This window comes from Gimesia sp. (genome assembly GCF_048262075.1).
Taxonomy (GTDB): Bacteria; Planctomycetota; Planctomycetia; order Planctomycetales; family Planctomycetaceae; genus Gimesia.
This window is the reverse complement of the sequence record NZ_JBLXFK010000019.1, coordinates 1-22,662: the sequence shown is the minus strand read 5'-3', so window position 1 is coordinate 22,662 and position 22,662 is coordinate 1. Positions and strand designations below refer to the sequence as shown.

13 protein-coding genes are annotated in these 22,662 nt (G+C 48.7%); 11 read left to right on the top strand and 2 right to left on the bottom strand.

From position 1 onward, the window contains the following. Positions 1 to 21: 21 nt before the first annotated feature. The 4 genes from ACN0YH_RS25290 (at position 22) to ACN0YH_RS25275 (ending at position 6,481) form a co-directional block, all read left to right on the top strand. Positions 22 to 588 (top strand): YqgE/AlgH family protein, encoded by a 567-nt coding sequence (locus ACN0YH_RS25290; protein ID WP_417382385.1) that lies wholly within the window; start codon positions 22 to 24, stop codon positions 586 to 588. A gap of 74 nt (positions 589 to 662) precedes the next feature. After that, on the top strand, positions 663 to 1,628 hold the full coding sequence (locus ACN0YH_RS25285; protein WP_417382384.1) for an aldose 1-epimerase: 966 nt from the start codon (positions 663 to 665) through the stop codon (positions 1,626 to 1,628). A 22-nt stretch (positions 1,629 to 1,650) separates the two neighbouring features. Then, on the top strand, positions 1,651 to 5,130 hold the full coding sequence (locus ACN0YH_RS25280) for a HEAT repeat domain-containing protein (protein WP_417382383.1): 3,480 nt from the start codon (positions 1,651 to 1,653) through the stop codon (positions 5,128 to 5,130). A 211-nt stretch (positions 5,131 to 5,341) separates the two neighbouring features. Beyond that, complete coding sequence (locus ACN0YH_RS25275) at positions 5,342 to 6,481, top strand: hypothetical protein (protein ID WP_417382382.1); 1,140 nt, start codon at positions 5,342 to 5,344, stop codon at positions 6,479 to 6,481. 10 nt (positions 6,482 to 6,491) lie between these two features. Here ACN0YH_RS25275 and ACN0YH_RS25270 read toward each other — a convergent pair whose 3' ends face one another. Then, positions 6,492 to 7,307, bottom strand: coding sequence for a 3'-5' exonuclease (locus ACN0YH_RS25270; RefSeq protein WP_417382381.1), 816 nt, complete (start codon positions 7,305 to 7,307; stop codon positions 6,492 to 6,494). Positions 7,308 to 7,507: 200 nt separating this feature from the next. Between ACN0YH_RS25270 and ACN0YH_RS25265 the strand changes: the two genes are divergently transcribed. Then, complete coding sequence (locus ACN0YH_RS25265) at positions 7,508 to 8,581, top strand: AAA family ATPase (RefSeq protein WP_417382380.1); 1,074 nt, start codon at positions 7,508 to 7,510, stop codon at positions 8,579 to 8,581. 43 nt (positions 8,582 to 8,624) lie between these two features. Beyond that, the gene (locus ACN0YH_RS25260; RefSeq protein WP_417382379.1) at positions 8,625 to 9,770 is read left to right on the top strand and encodes a cysteine desulfurase family protein; all 1,146 of its coding nucleotides are present in this window, start codon (positions 8,625 to 8,627) and stop codon (positions 9,768 to 9,770) included. A 94-nt stretch (positions 9,771 to 9,864) separates the two neighbouring features. Here ACN0YH_RS25260 and ACN0YH_RS25255 read toward each other — a convergent pair whose 3' ends face one another. Next, complete coding sequence (locus tag ACN0YH_RS25255; RefSeq protein WP_417382378.1) at positions 9,865 to 10,137, bottom strand: hypothetical protein; 273 nt, start codon at positions 10,135 to 10,137, stop codon at positions 9,865 to 9,867. Positions 10,138 to 11,723: 1,586 nt separating this feature from the next. On the opposite strand from ACN0YH_RS25255, the gene ACN0YH_RS25250 reads away from it, so the two are divergent. The 5 genes from ACN0YH_RS25250 (at position 11,724) to fliS (ending at position 22,547) form a co-directional block, all read left to right on the top strand. Beyond that, a complete protein-coding gene (locus tag ACN0YH_RS25250) occupies positions 11,724 to 13,541 on the top strand; it encodes a flagellin (RefSeq protein ID WP_417382377.1) in 1,818 nt (605 codons plus the stop codon). Between the two features lie 302 nt (positions 13,542 to 13,843). Beyond that, positions 13,844 to 18,049 carry a tetratricopeptide repeat protein gene (locus tag ACN0YH_RS25245; RefSeq protein WP_417382376.1) on the top strand — a complete coding sequence of 1,402 codons (4,206 nt, stop codon included), beginning with the start codon at positions 13,844 to 13,846 and terminating at the stop codon, positions 18,047 to 18,049. A gap of 42 nt (positions 18,050 to 18,091) precedes the next feature. Beyond that, positions 18,092 to 18,796, top strand: coding sequence for a hypothetical protein (locus ACN0YH_RS25240; RefSeq protein ID WP_417382375.1), 705 nt, complete (start codon positions 18,092 to 18,094; stop codon positions 18,794 to 18,796). Positions 18,797 to 19,288: 492 nt separating this feature from the next. After that, entirely contained in the window at positions 19,289 to 22,018 is a 2,730-nt protein-coding gene (gene fliD, locus ACN0YH_RS25235; RefSeq protein ID WP_417382374.1) for a flagellar filament capping protein FliD, read from the top strand. Between the two features lie 55 nt (positions 22,019 to 22,073). Then, on the top strand, positions 22,074 to 22,547 hold the full coding sequence (gene fliS, locus ACN0YH_RS25230; protein ID WP_417382373.1) for a flagellar export chaperone FliS: 474 nt from the start codon (positions 22,074 to 22,076) through the stop codon (positions 22,545 to 22,547). The last annotated feature ends 115 nt before the right edge of the window (positions 22,548 to 22,662 follow it).

Here is a 22,662-nt window from a genome sequence, read left to right as displayed (position 1 = left end):
TGAAGGAGAGTGATCCGCTTTATGCTGAAATCTTTAAAGGGGCAGTTCTTAGTCGCGTCCCGTAAGCTGAACGATCTCAACTTTTATCGATCTGTTGTGCTGATCGTGGAACATAACGAACAGGGAGCCACCGGCCTGATTGTCAATCGTCCTTCCTCCTTTTCGATCACCAATGCATTATCGCGCTATTTTGACATGCCCAAACTCGAGGACATGGTATTTATGGGCGGTCCGGTAGAACCGAATGGCATGTTTGCCCTGCATAACGCCGGGGATCTTGAGCAAACGACAGAAGCAATCGTCCCGGACTTATTCATGGGCAGCAGCCCGGAGATTTTCGAACAGGTGATCTGGCGCATCTCCGAAGGTGATCCCCATCTGGATTTTCGGATCTTTTTCGGTTGTGCCGGCTGGGCACCTTTGCAGCTGGAATCCGAAATAAATCGGATGGACTGGCTCTATACCCCTGCGATGACGGAAGACATCTTTGAAATCGACCCCTATGATATCTGGGACACACTGCTGGAACGTGCAATGGCAGAACGACGATTTCTGCCTCAAGAAACAGCACACCCCGAGTGGAACTGATGCCAGCACTGACAGACTGACCTGAAACGATCTATATATCCACTGAATCCACGATAAGAAAAGTAACCTCTCGCATGACGCCTATTCAGATCAAAGACCCGGATACTGGTTCCTTCGCCAACATTTTACCAGAGCTGGGATTCAACTGTTTTGAATTCCAGGCAATGGTGAATGGTCAGCCGATTGATGTGATCGACGCACACCCTGACTTCGCATCAGGAAACCAACGCCCGAGCAGCGGTGGAATTCCTATTCTGTTCCCCTTCCCGAACCGCATCGCTAACGCGCACTTTCAGTGGGAGGGAGTTTCTTATGAACTCCCTGCCGACAAAACCTACCATGACAAAACCGGCAATGCCATTCATGGATTCTGCCTGGATCTTCCCTGGCGTGTCATTTCGCAGGAAGAGTCTGCTGTGACAGCCCAGTTTCAATTGAGTATTGACGGAAAACACCGGCTGAAATACTGGCCTGGCGATATCTTTATAGAAGTCCGATATGAAGTCAAAGGGACGGCTCTACGAGCAGATATCCGGGTGGGCAATCCCGGCTCAAATTCGGTTCCCTGGGGGTTGGGCACACATCCTTATTTCAAAGTTCCCCTGTCGAAAACCGGGAATATCAAAAACTGCCTGGTAGAGTCGCCGGCGAGCGAGGAATGGGTTCTCGAAAACTGCCTGCCTGTCGGCGTTAAAAAATCGATTGGAAAATCACACGACCTGCGAGAAGGTGCCTGGCTGGATCAGTTGCAGGCAGATGATATCCTCACTGGCATGCCTGAAGATATTGAACAGTACGAATGCCTGATTATGGATGAACAGGCAGGGCTGGTCGTCACTCAGGACTATGATGCGATCTTCACCGAGCTGGTTGTTTTTACGCCTCCGGATCGGGATTGCGTTTGCCTGGAGCCATACACGTGTGTGACGAATGCCATCAATCTGCTTAACGCGGATGTGGAAACCGGACTCCGGGTGCTGCCCCCGGAATCGGAGATCAAAACCTGGATTGAAATCCGGGCCGGAAAAGTTATTGTCTGATTGGAACGTCGGGAGAAACAGGATGACAAATCGACTCTGTCTGCTGCTGTGTCTGACACTCTTGACCCTGCTTCCCCTACAGGTCTACTCACAGCAAGAAAGACTGCCCCAAAAAACCATTCAACAGGCCTCACCGGAAGGTCCGCTGACGAATGCCCAAAGCCTGCAGTTAATCACTGAAATTGAATCCCGCCTGAAGGTTGCTAAAAAGCTGCCCGCTCATCAACCTCCTCTGACAGATCAGAGCGCTGCTTTTATCCTTGTCGACGATATGGTGAGGGACGTTACCTACAACAAAGCGCCCAATGGCTTACATTTTTTCCTGACACGAATGATTCTGGTTAACCAGAGCCCGCAGCCCCTTACACTGGCTCGCAGCCAGATTAAAGCGGTGGTAGACGGCCAGGAAGTTCCCATTCGTACCTTACCTCCCAATCTCTCCATCCATACTGTCCAGTTGGGAAAACGCCGTCAGCGACTCAGTAAATTAAATTTTCAAGATGAGGTTACCGTAGCCCCCGGCGAACAGGACAGTCTGTGGATTTTACTGACAGACTTACCTGGAGCGCCCCGTATTCCTGAAATCGAATTTCAAGTCACAGTCAAAGATCAGACGCTGAAACTGAATGTGAACCGCTTCGAATTCGGTAAATTGAAATATGCCGTCGAATTACTGGGGCCCAGCCAGTGTCTGGCAGTATTGACTGTGAGCGGCGAGTTGAATTCCATCAATATCGGAAGCCTGATTCAGGAGATTGATTTACTGACTACCCAGAACGTCAAACGGTTTGTCATTCATTTCCCGGACCCGAAAACTCTTATCGACAACTCCGTCGAAAAATGGCTCCCTCGCGCAGCCAGTCAGGTGGGGGTGAATGCGATGGTGAATTCACCCTTCCCTGTGTTTCCCAGCATGATCACTGAGTTACATCTGTCCGGCGAAGTCTTCAAGGACACCAGAGTACCTTTCCTCGGAATCAACAAGGGGCAGGTCACACATGAAACAGAGTCAGCGGCGATTCACGCCGCACTCGACAGTGCAATGAGCGTTCTGACGCGTGAAAAAATTGCAGAACAGATTCGAACAGGATCACCGGCGGTGAAAATTGCAGCGCTCATCAGCGGGGGTCGCCAGTTGACCAATGCAGAACTCCCGCTGATCCTGGAACTCACATCAGATCCAGACCCGCTCGTACAACAGGCCGCAATCTTTGCCTTACGTTACCTTGGAGACCCCCGTGTTTATGAACGGTTAACTCAAGTCGCTAAGACAGTCGGCCCCCAATCGGAAGTCGCTGTTGCCAGCCTGGCAGAATCCCGGTTTTCCCAAGGACAGAAGGTTCTGTTGAAACTGTTAAAAGAAAGTCCCCCGGACGCTCAGAAAATCATGATTGGCATTATCGCTCAGAGTCCACGTCCTCAGTGGGGAGACGCCATATATGAATTCATCTCCAGTGATCAGCTGGAACTCCGTAAAGCAGCAATCCAGGCGCTGGTACTCAATGGTCATCCGCAACTCTTTGAAATATTGACCAAGGCGCTACAGTCTTCCAATCCGGAAATCCGCGAAGTAGCCTTTCAGCAACTGATTCAGCAGAAAGACAATGAGAGTGAAGCATTGGCCTTGAATTATGTTCTGTCGCAAATGGAACAGACTGCACCAACCCCGGCGATGCTTACATTTCTTGATCGACTGAAAGATCAGCGTGCCATCCCACTGCTGTTTCGCCACCTGGATAATCCAAAACTCGATTCCGGACTGCGGGTCGCCGTCATTAAAACGCTGGCCTCGATTGGTGACCAGACAGTGGAATCCGGCTTCCTTAAAGTTTATCCCCAGGCAAATGCTAACGAAAAACTGCTGATACTCTCCTCACTGCAGAAAGTCGATTCGCCACACTATTTCGAACTGGTGGAACAGGCTTTAAACGACAGCGATCTGAAGATTGTTAATGGGGCTATCGACAGTTTACGCAAATCCGGTTCCATCCAAGCCGTCAAATTTTTACAGAAATCATTACGCAAGACCACCCAGTCTTCTACCTGGCGTAACATCTTTTCATCACTGGTTTCAATCGGTACGCCTGAGGCGCGGCGAATTATTATGGACGCCCGACATGAAGGAGATCTCGATGATAAAAAAAGAGCTGCTGCATCGGCCCTGAATAATATTTATACGCGTTCACCTGGCTACCAGTACGTGAAAAATGGAAATGCGGAGCTGGGCAGAAAACAATACGAGGAAGCCCTGGATGAATATCAGACCGCTCTTAACATTGACTCCCTGCTCGTGCCGGCCTATCTGGGTATCGTCAATGTTCAAAATGCGATGCAGAAATATGAAGAGGCTCTCAAGACAGCAGATCAGGGACTGAAAATCGACAGCATGCATGCACGATTATATGTCACCAAAGGGATGATCTTTAGCAACCTGTCAAAATCTGAAGAAGCACTGCAGCAGTTTCACAAAGCGATTGAAATCGCGCCGCTGGACCATTTTTCTTACGTCATGCTGGCATCGCATTATTCCAAACACAATCAAAATGAAAAAGCGCTGGAAGCCTACGATGGCGCCATTCATGCCAACCCGCGTTATATGAATCTTTACGATTTCAAAGCCGATCTCCAACTCACACTCAAACGTCCCGACGATGCCCTCAAAACTTATGACCAGGCCATCGATGTCAATCCCGGACAGATCAAGTCCTATTCCAGCAAGATTACCCTGCTCCGCAAACTCAAACGATACGACCAGGTCTTGGCTGTTTGTGATGATATTCTGAAAGAAACCAGCCTGAAGCAAAATGACCGGTACATGAGATACGCCTATTTGACAAAGGCAAATACATACCAGCAGCTCTCGCAACTGGATAATGCAATCGCCGCCTGTGACGCCGCGATTAAATTCAGCCCTGGAGTATTGGAACCCTATCTCACCAAAGCTCAGATTTATACCGAAGCAGAGCAATGGGAGAAAGCGTTGCAGGTCTACGATCAGATTATTGAGGATCCAATGATCCAGAAAAACGATCTCTTAAAAGTAGTCTTCAACGGACGCGGTCATATGAATTTACAGCGGATGGACTGGCAGGCCGCCCAGAAAGATTTTCAGCGGGCTTTTGATCTGGATAATAAAAGCTCACAGGCGATTACCGGTCTGGCGATCTGCATGGTCTATAATCACGAAGAAAAGAAAGCGATTTCGTTCGTCAAGGAACAGTTGAAAAACTTCGATAAGGATGGCCTGTTTCACTACAACGTTGCCTGCGTCTACGGGCGGGCGTTGATCAATCTGAAGGATCAGAAAAAAACACCTGACGTTCAGAAAACCATCAAGGGTTATCAGGATACAGCAATCCAGCATCTGAGCCATGCCGCCCAATATGGATTTCAAGATGTCGAGTGGATGCAAAAAGATCCTGATCTCAGTGAATTGCAGGCACTTCCCCCGTTCAAAGCATTGGTTCAGAGACTTGAGAAACAGGGGAACCCACTACAGTAGCCCCCCCTGGCGAGCTGATTTCATCCTAAACCACTTATCCGATTAAGCTTACTGCGGCTGGCACAGCTCCCGCTATCCAGCCTGTAGATTGCCGTTTTCTGAATTCACGCTTTCTGCTACATTTCCAGCCCCCTCTTTCAGGCGTCTCGATAGCGAATTCCGATTCTGCGCGAGGCCTGTTTTTTCTCCCTGTTTCAGAGTGAGTTTAGTGATGCGTCGTCATCCTTTCCTGAATTTTAATTCGATCCTGCTGGCTTTACTGGTTGCTACTTCGCTTTCGGCTGAAAATCCGCCTGCAACACAGGTCAAAACAAAAATCACTGCGGGGAGTACTAACCAGAATGATCCGCGTCAGATTTTGACACAATGGTCGGCCGCCTCCAGCTTTCTGTCGCCCGTCGGTCCCCAGTCTACCGTCGAAAAATTCAAGAAACAGAATCAGGCCTATTTCAGCGGGCATGAGCTGACGCTGATTTCCGAATTTCAACAACCCATCTCAATACAGACCTTACAGTCAGAATACGAATGGCATGTGATCAGAAAAACGGACTTCGTTATTATCCTGAGGGGAGTTCCCAAAGATCTCTTAACCCGTCATCTGTGTCGCCCCTTTGAACTGCAGATCAATACTCAATCCATGCTGCCTGAATCTTTAACGTTTCTACCCGGTAAGACAAAGTCACAATCCGGGTTTGCTGCAGTCGAGTTAACTGCGTTAAAAGAAGTACGTAAATCCGCCATCATCGCAGGACACCCAAAACCGAATTTTATTTCACAAACGGTCGCCAAGGCGATCTTTCCACAGGTGGTTATCCCACCAGAACCTTTAAAGAGAAATCCCATTCAACGCATTTCTTTATCCCAAACCAGTTCTGAAAACCGGAACGAAACAGATCTGCAGGAAATTGAACAACTGGTGAATCGCTGGGTTTCAGTCTCTCGCCGAATTGATTCGGTTAAACTGGGAAATGGAATTACTCTCTATCCACGCAGCGAACAGCAGAAATCACTGGATGCAGATGTTTCTCAACAGAATATGAATCTCTCGACCAGGGCAATCTACCTGTCTGCCATGCAAAACCTGTCTGCGTGGTTAATGAACGTCGATCAGGGTTCCTTCCTGGTTGAATCGTTCACAATCGAATTATCTACAGACGAGCCGGGACCGCTGGCAGCAAAGTTTATCACACTGAAACTTAAGCCAGATCCGGATCAGCCTCAACCCGGCTGGCAGTCTGTCGAACTGGAGTTCCACACCTCTCAACCACTTCCAGTTAAAATCAGTGAGACCAGAAACCAACAGGTTGTTCAGTTTCTCCTGTCAGGTATGGACATAAATTATTCCGAGTAAAGCCTGACATTTATTCGGTTGGCGGCTCCCAGTCTCCCCAGTGTTCAAGATAGTGCTGATACGCTTTATTGGATTTCGCTTCCCGCTCCAGGTACCGATAGGCCTCTGTGACAATCTCCTGCTCAGTTTCAATACTGAGGAATCCCGCCAAAACCCGGGAGCGGAGAAAAACGAAATAGGTATCCAGAACATCACAACGGCAGTAGTCATTGATTTCATCGACTTTGCCGGAATCATACATTGATTGCACCTGCGAACCATCAATGCCGGTTTTGCCCGGTTTACCAATCAGATTGGCCAGCAGGTTCAGCCCTCCCGTGACCCGGCCGGCACCGAAGTTGGAAAACAGATCCATCAGATCAATGTGAGCGCCGGTGTTATAGCGGTTGCGGGACTGATCAAAACTGCGGGCGTTTACATTGAACCATTCCGGTAGAGAAATACCATAACGGTACGCTGCCAGTTCCAGAACCGGCAGATCATATCCACGACCATTAAAGGTGACCAATGTGGGCTGACCATAGTGCACCCAGCCCTGCCAGAATTTCTTCGTGATGACATGCGAGCGGAATTCGGGTGGATCAAGTACCGTCAGATCCTGTAACCGATAGTCTTCAGAAAGCTTGGCCACGGCAACAGAAATCGGCAGCATAAAAGTAGCCGGTATAAAATCGCTGCCAGAGGCTTCAACCTGTTCAGCCTGATAGCGGGCCAGGGCTTCCTCAGGAGGCAATTCTTCCCCCGGATAACGGACACGGGAAATCAGATCTCCATCGGCGATCGCTTCCACATCAAATACAAAATACGATACTGGGGGTTGAGACACGTTCTGACTCGCAATTTACAGGGGAAGTGATGATAATATCAGCATGAAACATGTTAACTGACGAACAGGACTGAGAGCCAGACTGGTCGGGATTCCCGCTCCCGACAAATGGCCCCTTCCATTCGGTTCTGCTGACCAGTATAAACAATAAGAAGCGTTTCGAGTAGTTTGGTCTTTTGTTGCAAAGGCAGTCCGGGTTTATGACCGACCATGAAGAGCATCTGATGGTTCAGGAAGATGATGAGGCACAACGTGATCTGGAAGCTCAGGCCATCCGTGGTCTATCCAATGCTTACCTCCTGATGCGCGATGAAATTGGCAAAGTCATCATCGGTCAGTCCGAAGTCGTGGATGAAATCCTCATCTCACTGTTCAGCCGAGGCCACTGCCTGCTGGTGGGAGTGCCTGGACTGGCCAAAACACTACTGGTCAGTACCATCGCCAAAATCCTGCACCTCTCATTTCGAAGAATTCAGTTTACCCCGGACCTGATGCCTTCCGATATCACAGGAACCGACGTCCTGCAGGATGATCCGGAAACCGGGCATCGTTCGTTTCAGTTTATGCAGGGACCACTCTTCACCAACGTCCTGCTGGCAGATGAAATTAACCGGACGCCTCCCAAAACTCAGGCTGCACTGCTGGAAGCCATGCAGGAACGTCACGTGACCGTCGGTTCGAATACCTATCGTCTGCCTGAGCCGTTTTTTGTACTGGCTACTCAAAATCCGATTGAGCAGGAAGGTACCTATCCGCTGCCGGAAGCGCAACTGGACCGCTTTATGTTTAACGTGGTCGTGAATTATCCGACTGCGGCCGAAGAACTGATGATCCTCAAACAGACGACAGGCAATCAGAAACCGGAACTGGAAGCCGCATTAACCGGCCGTCAGATTCTGGCGCTGCAGGAAGTCGTCCGTAAAGTCCCCGTCGCCGAGCATGTTTTTGTTTACGCCCGAGATCTGGTACGGGCCACCCGTCCGGGAGAAGCGACTGCTCCCAAATTCGTGAAAGAATATTTGTCATGGGGCGCCGGACCGCGAGCCGGACAGTTTCTGATACTGGGAGCCAAAGCCAGGGCCATCCTGGAAGGACGCTTCCATGTCTCGACCGAAGATATCAAATCAGTTGCCCATGCGGTCCTCAGGCATCGAATTGTCACCACTTTTCAGGCAGACAGCAAAGGACTTGCTCCCGACGATATTATTGACATGCTGATTGAACATGTCCCCAACCAGCTTAAATCTCAGGCGAAGGAAGCCGCAAAAGGGTAACGGTTTTCCCCACGGTTTACCGGCTTTGAAATACTGACCTGTCATGTCGATACCAGCTTCACAACGGATCTTTCTGGATAATAATTCCACCACGCGCCCCCTGGATGATGTGGTGGACCTGGTCGCGGAGCAGTATCGAACACACTATGCCAATCCCGGCAGTGCCCATGCTGATGGCCGTCAGGCGCGCAGAGTACTGGAAGATGCCCGTGAACAAGTGGCATCACTGCTGGGCGCTCATCCCCAGGAAGTCATTTTTACCAGTGGTGGCACGGAATCGATCAACCTGGCCATTCAGGGTTTTTTGTCTGGAACGCCCGGAGAAATTATTTTACCGGCCGGTGAGCATCCGGCTACGGTCAATACCATCCGCCGCCTGGCACCCAGGGGTCTGAAACAGATTCAACTGCCTTTAGACGGCGATGGCAGAATTGAGACGGATGCACTCACAGAACTAAACTGGGAACACGTGCAACTGGCCACTTCGATCCTGGCGCATAACGAAACCGGCGTGATTCAGGATATCGACCCGCTGGCGGAAAGCTGTCAGAAATATAATATACCCCTGCACCTGGATTGCGTGCAGGCGATCGGGAAGATTCCGTTTCATTTTCATGACTCCGGCGCCACCGCTGTCAGTCTGGCAGCTCATAAATTTCATGGTCCGCGCGGGGTAGGTGCCCTGATTGTTAAAGAAGGCGCACGCCTGCTGCCTCAAATTGCAGGTGGACATCAGGAGCGTGGCAAACGGGCAGGAACCGAACCGGTGGCATTGGCGGCTGGCATGGCGCAGGCCCTGGAGTCTGCTGTTCGCGAACAGGAACATCGCACGCGCCAGACTGCAGCGCTCAGGGATCGCCTGCAGGAAGGACTGCAGAAACACTGTCTGCCAACCGTTATTAATGGTAGTCAACAACATCGGTTGCCTAATACGCTCAACATCTCATTTCCCGGCCTGGATGGAGAAGCCCTGCTGATCTCACTCGATCTGGCAGGCATCTCCTGCTCTCTCGGCAGCGCCTGTGCCAGCGGTTCACGAGACCCGGCTCCCGTGCTGCTGGCGATGGGCTGTGAAGAACACGTCTATCGCTCTGCAGTTCGATTAAGCCTTTCGTTCCTCAATACAGACGAGGAAATCGAAGCAGCTATTATGCGAATCAGCAAAGTGGTTAACCAACTGCGGTCCTGACCTGAAACATTGTATTGTCAGTTTTCTCGTTCCGCGCTCTGATCCTGAGACCGCGTTGGTTTCATTATCGACGTTATTCCAGACCGGGCAGTTCCTACTCTCCCGGGTCATCAAAAATTGTAAACTGTGGCATCGACAGATCAGACTGCTCAAGAGCCTTGAGCTGGGTTTCGATCAACTCGATGCGACTGGCGATCAATTCGCGACGGTGCGACCACTTTTGTTCCCAGTCCTGGAACATGGTTGCGATATTCTCTGAAGCGACTGTTGAGCTGTGACGGGTTGTTTGAATTTTTACAAGTGATCGTCCTAATCTTGAGTGGGCTTCCTTAACCTGATGACTAGTGTGTTGGGGACACAAAGGCATGCGTTGCTGCTCCCTAAGGTATGCGATTCGTGAATATGGTCTTCTTAGGATGAATACATCTTGCAAGTGAATCTGTTCAGCGCAGGTGCAATATGATCTGTGATATTTATTCCATCAACTGTAGAGACTTCATTTGTCTGCTTATTCAACCACCTGCTGTGGCATGTTCGCTTCTGGCAAGATATGAAAGATAGATCGTCGTTGCCGATCAGTGATCTTGAGCAATAAGCGTTGACTTTTTCCATGAAAAGAATGAGTCTCCGGCAAGACCAAGTTCATTTGTTACGACCAGCATTCATCAGAACAATTATCATCAACCCGCATAATCAACAACTCTGCAATAGCAGTTACAGAATGCACCGGTTGGTTTCCAGTCAATAAGCTTAACTGCAGACTTCAGTTTCTCTTTCTTTGATAGAGCGATTTACACAATGGTCTCACTCTTCCAGAGATGATCCAGTTCAATCATAACTCTTTGAATTGGTCTAAGGCTTATGGTGGAATTACAGGCTGAATTCAAGTGACCTGTTAACAGGCCCCCAGAGATGTGGCTCGGTTTATAATGCCTATAGATCCACGAAGGGAGTGTTTCATTCAACTTGATGAATCTGACTCCTACAGTTCTCCGATGTCTTCTCACATCTTGCTTTGAACGTAAGTCCGATTTCAATTCAGAGAGCCAGATCGTCAATACACAGAGTCAATTTCCAATTCTGTGACCCACCATTATTAAAACTGTATTTCCAGAATCGAAAATCCAAGGTAACCGGTCGATCAACTTCTGACTGCAAGCTGTGTTTCAATGAGAACATTAGACTGTGTCCAGTTTTACTGTAGCGTCTCCAGGGCCATTTGGACCGAGTATAATAGATTGAGAGACGCTATGGTTAAATGTGATGCGCTCTAGTACCCAGCAACAAGTCTGTCCGACAGTTTGCTTCCGTAGATTACTGATCCTCAATTTCACCTGGTGCGAAGCAGGTATTGAACCGGAACACAAACTAAGTGCTGTTATACCCACAGGGATTCACCCATGACAAAGTTTACCAGTCAGGCAACCCTTGCCAGTCCCGCGACACAGGCAGGGTCCGGTTAGGCAAGCAGTAGCGATCCTGCAGCCAAATTTAACATAAATATTCGTTTGCATGAAACGATCACCACATTCCTCTCTCACGCTAATAGAGTTACAGCCGAACTTTTGATGAAGGAGCGGATAATAGTTACAACTCATCCCTTCCTGAGTGCGATACCGGAGAGATCGGTTTATTTTCAAAAAAACACCAAAGACCCTCAGATTACCTAAAGTAACATTCCGATAGAATATGAGCATGAATGCGCAATTTCCCTCTGCCCATTTACTGCATCGTCTGAATCTGGAATGGTTTTGTTATGGAAAGATAAGCCACATCAGTTCGAGGAATCCTGTCAGAATGTATCACTTTGTTTCACATTTATAGGATTTGACAGGATCAAAAACTAATGTCTTCGGGTGGTTTCAGCATCACTCGAAACCTAAATCATATAAGTAGCTAATACCCATTAATCCCTTGGGAAGCTTAATTTAAAAGTGAGAAAGGCTGTTTGCCATGACGCGAATTAATACTAACGTTGCCTCGTTGCGAGGTCTGCGTAGTTTAAACAAATCTACAAATCTTCTGGATACCTCGCTGACACGATTGTCAACCGGTTTGAAAATCAACTCGGGTAAAGACAATCCATCAGGTCTGATCGCCAGTGAAACTCTGCGATCTCAGGTGTCTGCGATTGAACAATCCATTAAAAACAGTAACCGTGCCAGCAACGTAATCGCGACTGCTGACTCGGCTCTGGGTGAAGTCACCAACCTGTTGAACCAGGTTCGAGGTCTGGTTCAAGAAGGTTTGAACGAAGGTGCTTTGTCTCAGGATGAAATCGAAGCGAATCAGCTTCAGATTGATACTGCTTTATCAGCCATCAACCGTATTTCAGCGAACACCTCATTCGCCGGTGACAAGTTGATCGACGGTAGTAAGGCTTTCCGAACACAGGCTTCTGCAGTTGACTCTGCTAAACTCTCTGACTTTCAGGTCAACGAAGCGGTATTCGGTTCCAGCAGTACAATTACGCTGGATGCCACAATCGTAACCGCAGCCACTCAAGCCAGCCTGGATTACAGTGCTGTCGACGGTGGTCTGGCAACCGCCTCAACCATTGAAATTGGTGGAGCCAGTGGTAGTCAGGTGTTGTTCCTGGGTGCTTCCAGTTCTCTGGATAACGTGCGTGACGCTGTCAACGGTGTGACTGACATTACAGGTGTGACTGCGACCAAAACTAACAAGGTTGCCAGCAACGTCAGTTTTCAAAACGCAGCCAATGTTAACTCAAATTTGTCATTTTCCGATGCCCGCGCTTCAGACAGTATCTTAGGTGATGCAAACCAGAATATTAACGTTTCGTTTGTAGACCCGAGTGGTAACAGTCAACCATTAGGCGTTGTAGTTTCTAATAACGCCACGGACATTAACATTGTGATCAATTTGGCGACAAACGGTAGTGGTGCCATTACCTCGACTGCCGCCGACATCAAAACGTTAATAGATAATAACGCAGATGCTAACGCGTACGTTTCGACAGCATTTGAAGGTACCAGTAATGGTAACGGAGTTGTAGAAGCCGAAACGGCAGCAGCCTTAACCGGTGGTACCAACGCTTATCTGACGTTCAATGCATCTAACTATGGAGCTGACGAATTTGTCGATGTCAACGTGCTCTCCGGAACATTTGACACTGTCGATAACATCACAGACGGCAATGCTCTGAAACGAGATATCGGTTCCGACATTGTTGCCCGAATCAATGGTCAGGTTGCCCAGGGTTCCGGTCTGCAGGCCAACTTGCGATCGCAACAGCTGGATGCTTCGTTCTCCTTCACTTCTGCTGCCAACACAGTCGACAATACTGCCAGCATTACGATTACTGGTGGTGGTTCACTATTCCAGATCGGTCAGGACGTATCGGCCGCCGGTCAGGTGGGTATCGGAATTGAAGCTGTGAATACGGCCCGACTGGGTGGTGTTTCCGGTAAGCTGTTCGAGCTGGGATCAGGTGGTGGAAAGAGTCTGCTCGACGTCGGTCCTTCGGTTCCCGGTTCTGATTTGGTGAATATCATCGAAGAGGCGGTCAATCGTGTGTCCACACTTCGTGGTCGATTGGGTGCGATTCAGAAAAACGTGATCGAAACCAACGTCTCCTCTCTGGGGGTTGCCTTGGAAAACATTTCTGAAGCTCGAAGCCAGATCGTGGATACCGACTTCGCTGTCGAAACTGCGAATTTGACTAAAGCTCAGATTTTGAACCAGGCTGGTATTTCGGTACTCTCGATTGCCAACCAGAACCCACAGCAGGTATTGAGTCTCTTAGGATAATCCTGGAGAGAGTTGATCACCAACTGAAAAATACTTCATTTACGAAACCACTATCCATCATACGATGGGTAGTGGTTTTTTATTTAGACTTGCTGTTCTTCCTATTCTTCCAGCCCCCTGCAGTGAAAGACCTCGATTAGATGTGATTTTACCCTGGCTCAAGAAACTGCTTATCTATCCCCGCGCCGCAGCCGATACAAACAGAATAACCGGAAAAGTCTAGCTGGCGATCCAATCTGGTCGGGTTTCAACAGCTCGCATTGAAATAAATACAATCGGTACTGTGACTCAAAGAAGAATCTATGCCTTCACCTCAGGAACTATTGGCAACGGCGGTTCAACAGCATCAAGCGGGAAATCTCCCTCTGGCAGAAGAACTCTACCGTGAGGTGCTGCAACAAGACCCCACCCAGGCTGACGCGCTGCATTTACTGGGCGTGGTATATCTGCACCTCAAACAATATGAAAAAGCCATCGATTTTATTACGCGCGCCATTTGCCAGAATGATGGGATTGCTTCATTTTTTTCCAACCGCGGAGCCGCCTATAAAGGCTTAGGACAATTTCAGGACGCGATGAATAATTATGATCGTGCGCTGGAACTTGATCCTCAAAACCCGGCGTTCATCCTGAATCAGGCAATCACGCAGGTGGCAGCCGGTAAAAAGAAACAAGCCATTCAAACTTACCGGAAGGCAATTCAGTTAAAACCCGATTACATCGACGCGCTGATTAATCTCGGAAATCTCCTACAGGAAGAGGATGAGGGCCTTGAGGAAGCGATCGCCATTTGCAGGCAAGTCGTCAAGTTGGCCCCTAAGGTTCCTACCGCACATTTCAATCTTGCCAATGCGCTCGCGAAATCAGAAACACCTGAATCTGCAGAACAGTCCTATCAACAGGCACTGCGGCTGGCTCCGAATCATATTGACACTCTGAAAAATTACGCCGCCTTCCTGACATCACAGGAACAATACGAAGCAGCACTTACCATTCTTAAGAAAGCGGTCGCGTTACAACCGGGCTGTTCCGAAATCAGAAACAATCTGGGTATCGTTTATGCCGAGCAAAAAGAATTTGAATCTGCCATCAAGTGTTTTCGGGATGCATTAAAACGCGCGCCTGATAATTGCGAGATCCTCTTTCACCTGGGCAAAACATTTGAAGAGTCGAACCAGCCCCACGATGCAATGATTACTTTTCGTGAAGTATTAGCAAAACATCCCAATCATTTCGGCGCTGCATTTCACCTGGGGTCAATGGCAGCAGCACTGGGTGACCTGGAATATGCCTATGAGATCTTTCAAAGTCTCTATCAGAGCGACCAGACGAACACCGCTTCTCTGTATGGAATGGGATGCATCCGGGTACGGCAAAAAAAAGTCGGTTCTGCCGTTAGCTATTTCGAATTACTGGTTGAGTTGGAACCCGAACATCTACAGTCACGTTTACATTTGATCGAACTCTATACGTCACAATTGCGCAACAAGGAAGCTGAGGAGCAGGTAAAGCAAGCACTCAAATATCATCCCGAAAACGCCACTCTCTGGAGTTATCGCGGGCACTTCAGCAAACAGAAAAGGCAATCTAAAAAAGCGCTCAAAGATTTCCAGCGTGCGGTGGAACTGGATACTTCCTCCGCATCGTCTTACTGTAATCTGGCGACCGTCCACCACGACCTGGGCCAGTTTGAAGAAGCAAAAGAGGCGTTGAAAAAAGCGTATCAATTGAACCCTCTGCCGGAATATCGCCTCGCGATTGCCAGCCTGCTGCCTCCCATTCCTGCTTCCCTGGAAGTAATAAAAGACGTGCGTCAGTCCTTTGTGCAAAAAATCGAAGAGATGCGCGCTGATGAAGTGCAAATCGACGCTTCGATCAAGTTGACTCCCGGTACGTTTTATCTGGCTTATCAGGGATATAATGATCGGCCCATCATCGAACGTATGGCGGAAGTCTATCAACTAAAGAACAAACTCAGTTGGGATCAACAAAATCCAACAGTAGAACGTGATGGTCGTATCCGAATCGGTTTTATCTCCAACCTGTTCTATGGACATACCATCGGGTTCCTGATGAAAGGGATTATCAAGAATTTTGATCGAGAAAAATATCATGTGATTACCATCTCGCCATTAAAACATACTGACGATCATGCACAAAACATACGTGCCGACTCCGATGAATATCTCTTTCTGGGGATTGACCTCCAGCAGGCCAGTCAGCGTCTTCAAAGTCTGGAACTGGATATTCTGTTTTACGCCGATATCGGCATGGACCCGCTGATCTTTTCGTTGGCCACCACGCGACATGCCCCCATCCAATGTGTTACCTGGGGACACCCGATTACGACCGGCCTGAAAACCATTGATTATTTTATCTCCAGCAAACTGATTGAATCGGAAGACGCGCAAGACCACTACACCGAAACGTTGGTCGAACTGGATTCTCTGCCTACTTACTATTATCGTCCCAGTTTGCCCGACAAGATTAAATCACGAGGCGGATTTGGGCTTTCCGACGACGACCACATTTATGCCTGCCCGCAAACGCTATTCAAATTTCATCCCGAATTTGATCAAGTATTGGCTGGAATTCTACGCAAAGATCCCCAAGCGCGGATTGTGATGATTCGTGATGAAACATCCAAATGGAAAAATTTGCTGATCGAACGCTTTAATAAATCGTTCCCTGATGTCGTTGACCGCCTTCACTGGGTGCGCGGGATGTCGTTAGATGACTTCCTGAATTTGATTTATATTTCCGATGTCTTGCTTGACCCGATGCACTTCGGGGGGGGAAATACCGCGTATCAATCCATGGCTATCGGCACACCTGTCGTAACATTGCCAGCAAAGTATATGCGCGGTCGCGCGATGCTGGCCTTGTATAAAAAGATGGGCATCATGGATTGTGTCGTCTCGTCCATCGACGAATACATCGATCTCGCCTGTCGGATCGGCTGCGACGAAGACTTTCGGGACCAACTCCGCCTGAAATTCCTTTCCAAGAGCCACCTGCTTTTCGAAGACATCAATGCCGTTCGAGAAATGGAAGACTTCTTTGAATCTGCTCTTCAACAAATCGATACACAAAAAAAAAGATCTCAATCTCTCAACAATCTGACAAGTTCGACTTCAAACAAGGATCAATGCATGGATGCTTCATTAAGTAGTACGAAAAGTGAAGACCACTCCAAAATCCTGAATTCTGCCATCCAGAATTACACATGTCCTGCCTGTGGATATCATATCGCCGTGCAGTTTTACGATGGAGGCCTGCTGCCATTAACCACGCTAGCCTGGCCGCAAAGCTGCGAAGAGGCCCAGGCAATGGAACGTCTCCCACACGATTTCATGAGGTGTGTTGATTGCGGGCACATCTCAAACGCCGCCTTCGACTATGCCAAGGTCCCTTATTCCGATAAGCCAAACCTGATGTTTAACAAAGGCGCCATCTGGTCAGAACATCTGCAGAAGGTCTGTGATCTGATTGCAGAGACCCTGTCTGATAACCCGGTTGTTGTGGAAATTGGCTGTGGGGAAGGTCATTTACTGCGATCGCTGGCGAAGAAATTTCCGACGGGAAAATTCATCGGCTTTGATCCGAATGCGGAAATTGAGACAGAAGGCGATCTGATTGAGGCGCGCCCCATGTTATTCGAACCTGGAAAACATCTGGCCGAACTCCGTCCCGACTTAATCATCAGCCGGCACGTATTTGAACACTTGATGAATCCGCTCGGCTTTGCACAGGAAGTGGCCTTTGCTGCGAATGTGGCAGAATGTGCAACCAAGCTGTTTATTGAAGTCCCCTGTATCGACGGCGTGATTGCTGCAGGTCGCACGGTTGACTTTTTCTACGAACACAATTCACACTTCACAACTCAGTCACTGGAGAGGCTCTTGACGCGGTGCGCGACTGCAGTCGATCTGATCCAAACCAGCTATAACGGGGAAGTAATTTACGGTCTGGCCAGCTTTCAGCCCCAGAAGTATCAAGTCGAACTGGCGCGCCAGGCAGTTCTATTCCAGGAAAAAGCCCTACAGTCGGCAGCACAACTGGCTCAACAGTTTGACGAACTGGCAAGTACCGGGAAACGAATTGCCATTTGGGGAGGAACCGGAAAAGCGGCCGCATTTATTAACCAGAATCAACTGGATAAAACGCGATTCCCGATCGTTATTGACTCCGACATGAATAAAGTCGGCACGTTCGTACCGGGCACCGGTCAGGAAATATTATTCCGGGATCAACTGCTTGAAAAACCCGTAGATGTCATTTTAATTGCCACTCAATGGCGGGCCGCCGATATTGTGCTTGAAATCGAGCGGAATCAAATCCATTTTGAAACGATCCTGATCGAATACCAGGGGCGGCTGTTCGATTACTTCCATGACAAGCACCCTTATCGCAGGGAAGAACAACAGTCTGAAGTACAAGTCCCCCGCCCTCAGTTCCTTTCACAGAAAGCCAGACAACGTAATTCGATCGAGAGTGACCTTGAGTAGCAGAGCACTTTTCCCAATTACGACTCCAGGACAGGATAAATTATGATCATCTTCAATTTCGGCATTCCGAACTCAGGCACAGACTGGTCACAGGAAGTTTTTAAGAAAATCTGGGAAAGCCAGAACTTCAAGTTTCAAGTCGAAGACGCTAGCACCCAGGAAGAGTTGAATCAGATCATCGACACGATGAACGTGGATCAGCGAATGATTCTTCGATTTCATTCACTGACAGAAGAAGCCATCACAGCGGCAAAACAGGATGCCGTGCGTCCATTTTATCATTATCGTGATCCCCGGGACGTCGTGTGTACCGAGATAGAAAACAGCGATATTCCTTTTGCAACCGCCGTCGATCTAACCGTCAACGCATATCAGCAGATCCATCACGCCCTCTGCCTGCCGGGAATCATGGTGATTCCTTATGAACATCTTGTTGGCAATACCGAAGGGCTGATATTCCAGATGGCGACCAAACTGGGGGTTCTGTTAAAGCTGGATGTCGTTTCGGCCATCGCTGACGAAATGCGTGCGTTACAAACAGAACCGCAGTACGCGGCCACTGCTTCGACAGCCGAAAATTCCTACACTGCACAATCGCTGCGCATCGACGAAGAACACACATCGGAATCGCCCTGCGTTCAGCCTCTGATTGTCGGTAAGTGGCGCGACCAACTGACACAATCAGAAAAATCAATGGTCACTCGTTTTTTTAAACCATTAGTCGATCAATTTGGTTACGGCGAATAAAAATTCAACTCGTTATCTGAATCAGATCGCCTAATTGGCATTGGAACTGCTTGTCCCGCGGATGCCTAAAAGTGTGACTATCGCCTTTGATGAACTTAACAGGGATCCTTTTCCGGGGAAACGCGGGAACTGCCGAATTGACGACTCAAACGAATTCCATTTGGCACTTCACTTTTCGTATGCGGTCATTGAATCGAATCCCTCCAGAAAAAATCGTCATAATCACCAAAGTTATTTAAAATACTACCCCTTAAGGCTGATCTTCCTACGCTCCACTCATGCAGAAACCTTTTACTAACCGATATATAACAGGATGCTGTCGTTTCTTGTGCACCAACTGTTGCTGATCGTGATTGGCAATCTACAGATGCAAATGAACGATTACATCCTCAGTCGGGCTAAAAAGTATTTGTTCACACTCTGAATTTCGAGTGATGATCGTTAAGCGTTAAAGGAACAGTCGCACAGTCACTTTAATACAGGCTTGGTACAATGTCAGGCATCAGTTCCGGTGTCGGTCTGGCAACCGGATTAAATATCACAGAAATTGTGGATGCCATCATCGGTGTTCAGAAAAACGCCCTGGTGCGTCTGGCCAATCGTGCATCCGCATTCGAAGCCACCGAAGGGGGGATAAAAACCCTCGAAGCCAACCTGCTGACGCTGAATTCCTCGGTTCAAAAATTGAATCTGGAAAGCACCTTTGAAACACTAAAAGCCACCAGTTCGGACAGCAGCCAGTTCAGTGTTGCTGCCAACAGTACCGCTACCTCCGCGACCTACCAGCTGCAGGGACTACGAAAATCGTCGAATCACCAGGTGATCTCGAATGGTTTCGCGGATGCCGACACAACTCCCATTGGCACTGCCACTACAATTACGATTTCGGGTGGAGGACAGTTGGATGAGCCCAAACTGCTGGAAGAACTGAATGATGGACTGGGCGTTCAACGAGGCAGTATCCGGATTACTGACCGGGACGGACTGACAGAAGTCATCGACCTGAGTAAAACCATTACGATTAACGACGTCGTGGATGAAATTAATCAATCCGCGACTTCGATCGTTGCCAGCATTGAAGACGATCACCTGGTCTTCACGGACACCGGAACAGGCCTCGGGACACTGAAAGTCAGCGAAGTGGGTGGCGGCCAGACCGCGCAGGATCTGGGAATTTTAAAGTCAGTTGTTGCATCTACTTTTGACGGAGATTCCGTCTATCGAGTTACCAGTGATTTTAACCTGTCGCAAATCAATGATGGAAACGGGATCACCACGGTGAGCGGATCTGATGATTTTCAGATTACTGTCGCCGATGCTTCAACCATTGACATCAACCTGGACACAGCACAGACGGTCGGTGATGTCGTCGACTTGATCAATAACAACGTTGCCAACGGAGGCAAGCTAACCGCGTCGATCACCGCCAACGGGGAACTGAGCCTGACCGATAATACGGTCGGCGCGAGCACGCTTGAAGTGACTGCTTTGAACAGCTCCCTGGCAGCGCGTGAATTGGGGATCCAAACAACAGGGCCTGGTGGCACCATTACGGGGGCGCTGTCTGGCGGATTGAATTCGGTATTACTCAGAAATTTAAACGGGGGCGTTTCGGCAGGGGGAACGATCCTGAACGCAGGTCAGGTTTATATCGAAGATGGCGCGGGAGGCAATGCGACCATTGATTTTTCCTCCGCAAATACGTTGGATGATGTCATCGACCTCATCAATGCGAATGGTTCCATCCAGATTGAAGCCAGCCTGAACGATACCAAAACAGGCATTCAGATTAAGGACCTCTCTGCTGCCTCGGGAACATCTATTGAAATTCAGGACGTCAGCGGGAATCTGGCAGGTTTTCTGAAAATTGAAGCCGTCTTGGCTGATACAAAGCATACCGTCAGTTCCGGCTCTTTGGATCTGCGTTACATTAACGAAAAAACCTCACTGTCAACCTATGCCAAGAACGGCACGGCAGTTTCGACCGGCAGCATCCGCATCACCGATCGTGACGGAACCAGTTTTAATGTGAATTTATCGGATTCGGCAACTACCAAAACCGTAGGCGATGTACTGACAAAAATTAACGATGCCGCAACCACTGCTGGAGCGCAGATCAACGCCCGTCTAAATGACACCGGCGATGGATTTATCGTTGAGAGCACTGGTGGCAGCAGCTTCGATGTCAAAGTGGAAGATCTTTCAGGCGGAACTGTGGCAACGGACCTGGGAATCAAAGGCTCGGGAACAACGGGCGTCGATAGTCGCCAGACAACCGTGATCACGGTTGAAGCAACAGACACACTGGAGGACATTACCGATAAGCTCAATGCAACCGGCGTCGCTTCTGCTACGATTATTGACGACGGGACCGCGTTCAACTCAGCGCGGCTTTCGATCACTTCTTCGCGCAGTGGTGCCGCGGGTGAGCTGATCCTGGAAAGTTCGTTCGATTTTGGCTTCGCGACCTCGGTTGAGGCCGAAGATGCATTGATTCGGATCGGCAGTAATCCACAAACCTCGTTCTTACTCACTTCCTCGACCAACAGTTTTGACGACGCGATCACAGGATTGGAGATTGATCTGCTTTCCACAAGCAGTTCTCCCTCCACGATCAACGTTTCCCGCGATACCGCGGGAATCAAAACGACCATCAACACGTTTATTACTGCCTATAACAGTTTTGTTGATGCGAAGGAGTCTCTCACCAGTTTCAACTCGGACACGAATGAACGTGGTGTGCTGAACGGAAATGGCGTTGTATTGACGACCGTTTCACGCCTGGAAGGTTTACTGACAAAAAAACTTTCCGTCAGTAACAACTCAATTAAAAGTATGTCGGAACTAGGGGTGCAGTTTAGCGGTGACGGTAAATTAAAGCTCAATGAAAGCATCCTTGAACAGGTATTGCTCGATGATCCGAATGCCGTAACAGAATTTTTTCAGCAGGAAGATACCGGATTCGCTGTCGTGATGGATGAAGTGATCACCGCGATGACCGATCCCTTCACGGGTTCATTCAAAGCACAGATTGATTCACTTCAGTCATCGGCACTGTCATTAAATACCCGAGTGGAAGAACTGAACGAGATTCTGGAAGTTCGTCGCGAAAGACTGATTCAACAGTTTACACTCCAGGAAACGATCGTGAACCAGTTAAACTCACAGCAAACCGCATTGGATGGCCTGCAAACATTGAGTTTCAACTCATCCAAAAAGTAATAAACCATCCATAATTTATTGAATCATTCAAACCAAAAGAGGGGCCTTCAGGGAGATGAACGGAAAAGATTACATAGAGAATCAGGTTTTGACGGCAACACCGCACCAGTTACATTTAATGGTCGTCGATGGTGCTCTGCGGTTTGCCCGGAAAGCAGCGCAAGCTGCCGAGGCACAAAATTTTGAGCAGACCCATTTTGCGCTGGATAAAAGCCGCGACCTGGTGGCTGAATTGATTGGAGGACTTGATCCTGCTCAACAACCCGAATTAGTTGATCAGTTGAAGGCGCTGTTTGTTTTTGTGTATGAAAACTTGAATCATGCTGACGTGAAGCAGGAAGTCAGTTACATTCACAACGCCATTAAAGTTCTGAGCATTCACCGGGAAGGCTGGTGCGAACTGATCGAACAGCTCCAAACGACCACAACCGAGGAAAAAAAAACTGTTCATTCTCCAGAATCTCTTAAGCGACCACATCACCTGGAGCAGCCCGAGCAAGCACATCAAAGCCGTTCCTGGCTGACATAATCATATTCAAGAAGTCGCTCATTGCGCATAAAAAAAAGGCACTCTCACCAGTTCGATGAGAGTGCCTGAGGTGGAGACCTCCGCCTCGATGCAAGCTTGCTTCCCTGTCAGGAAA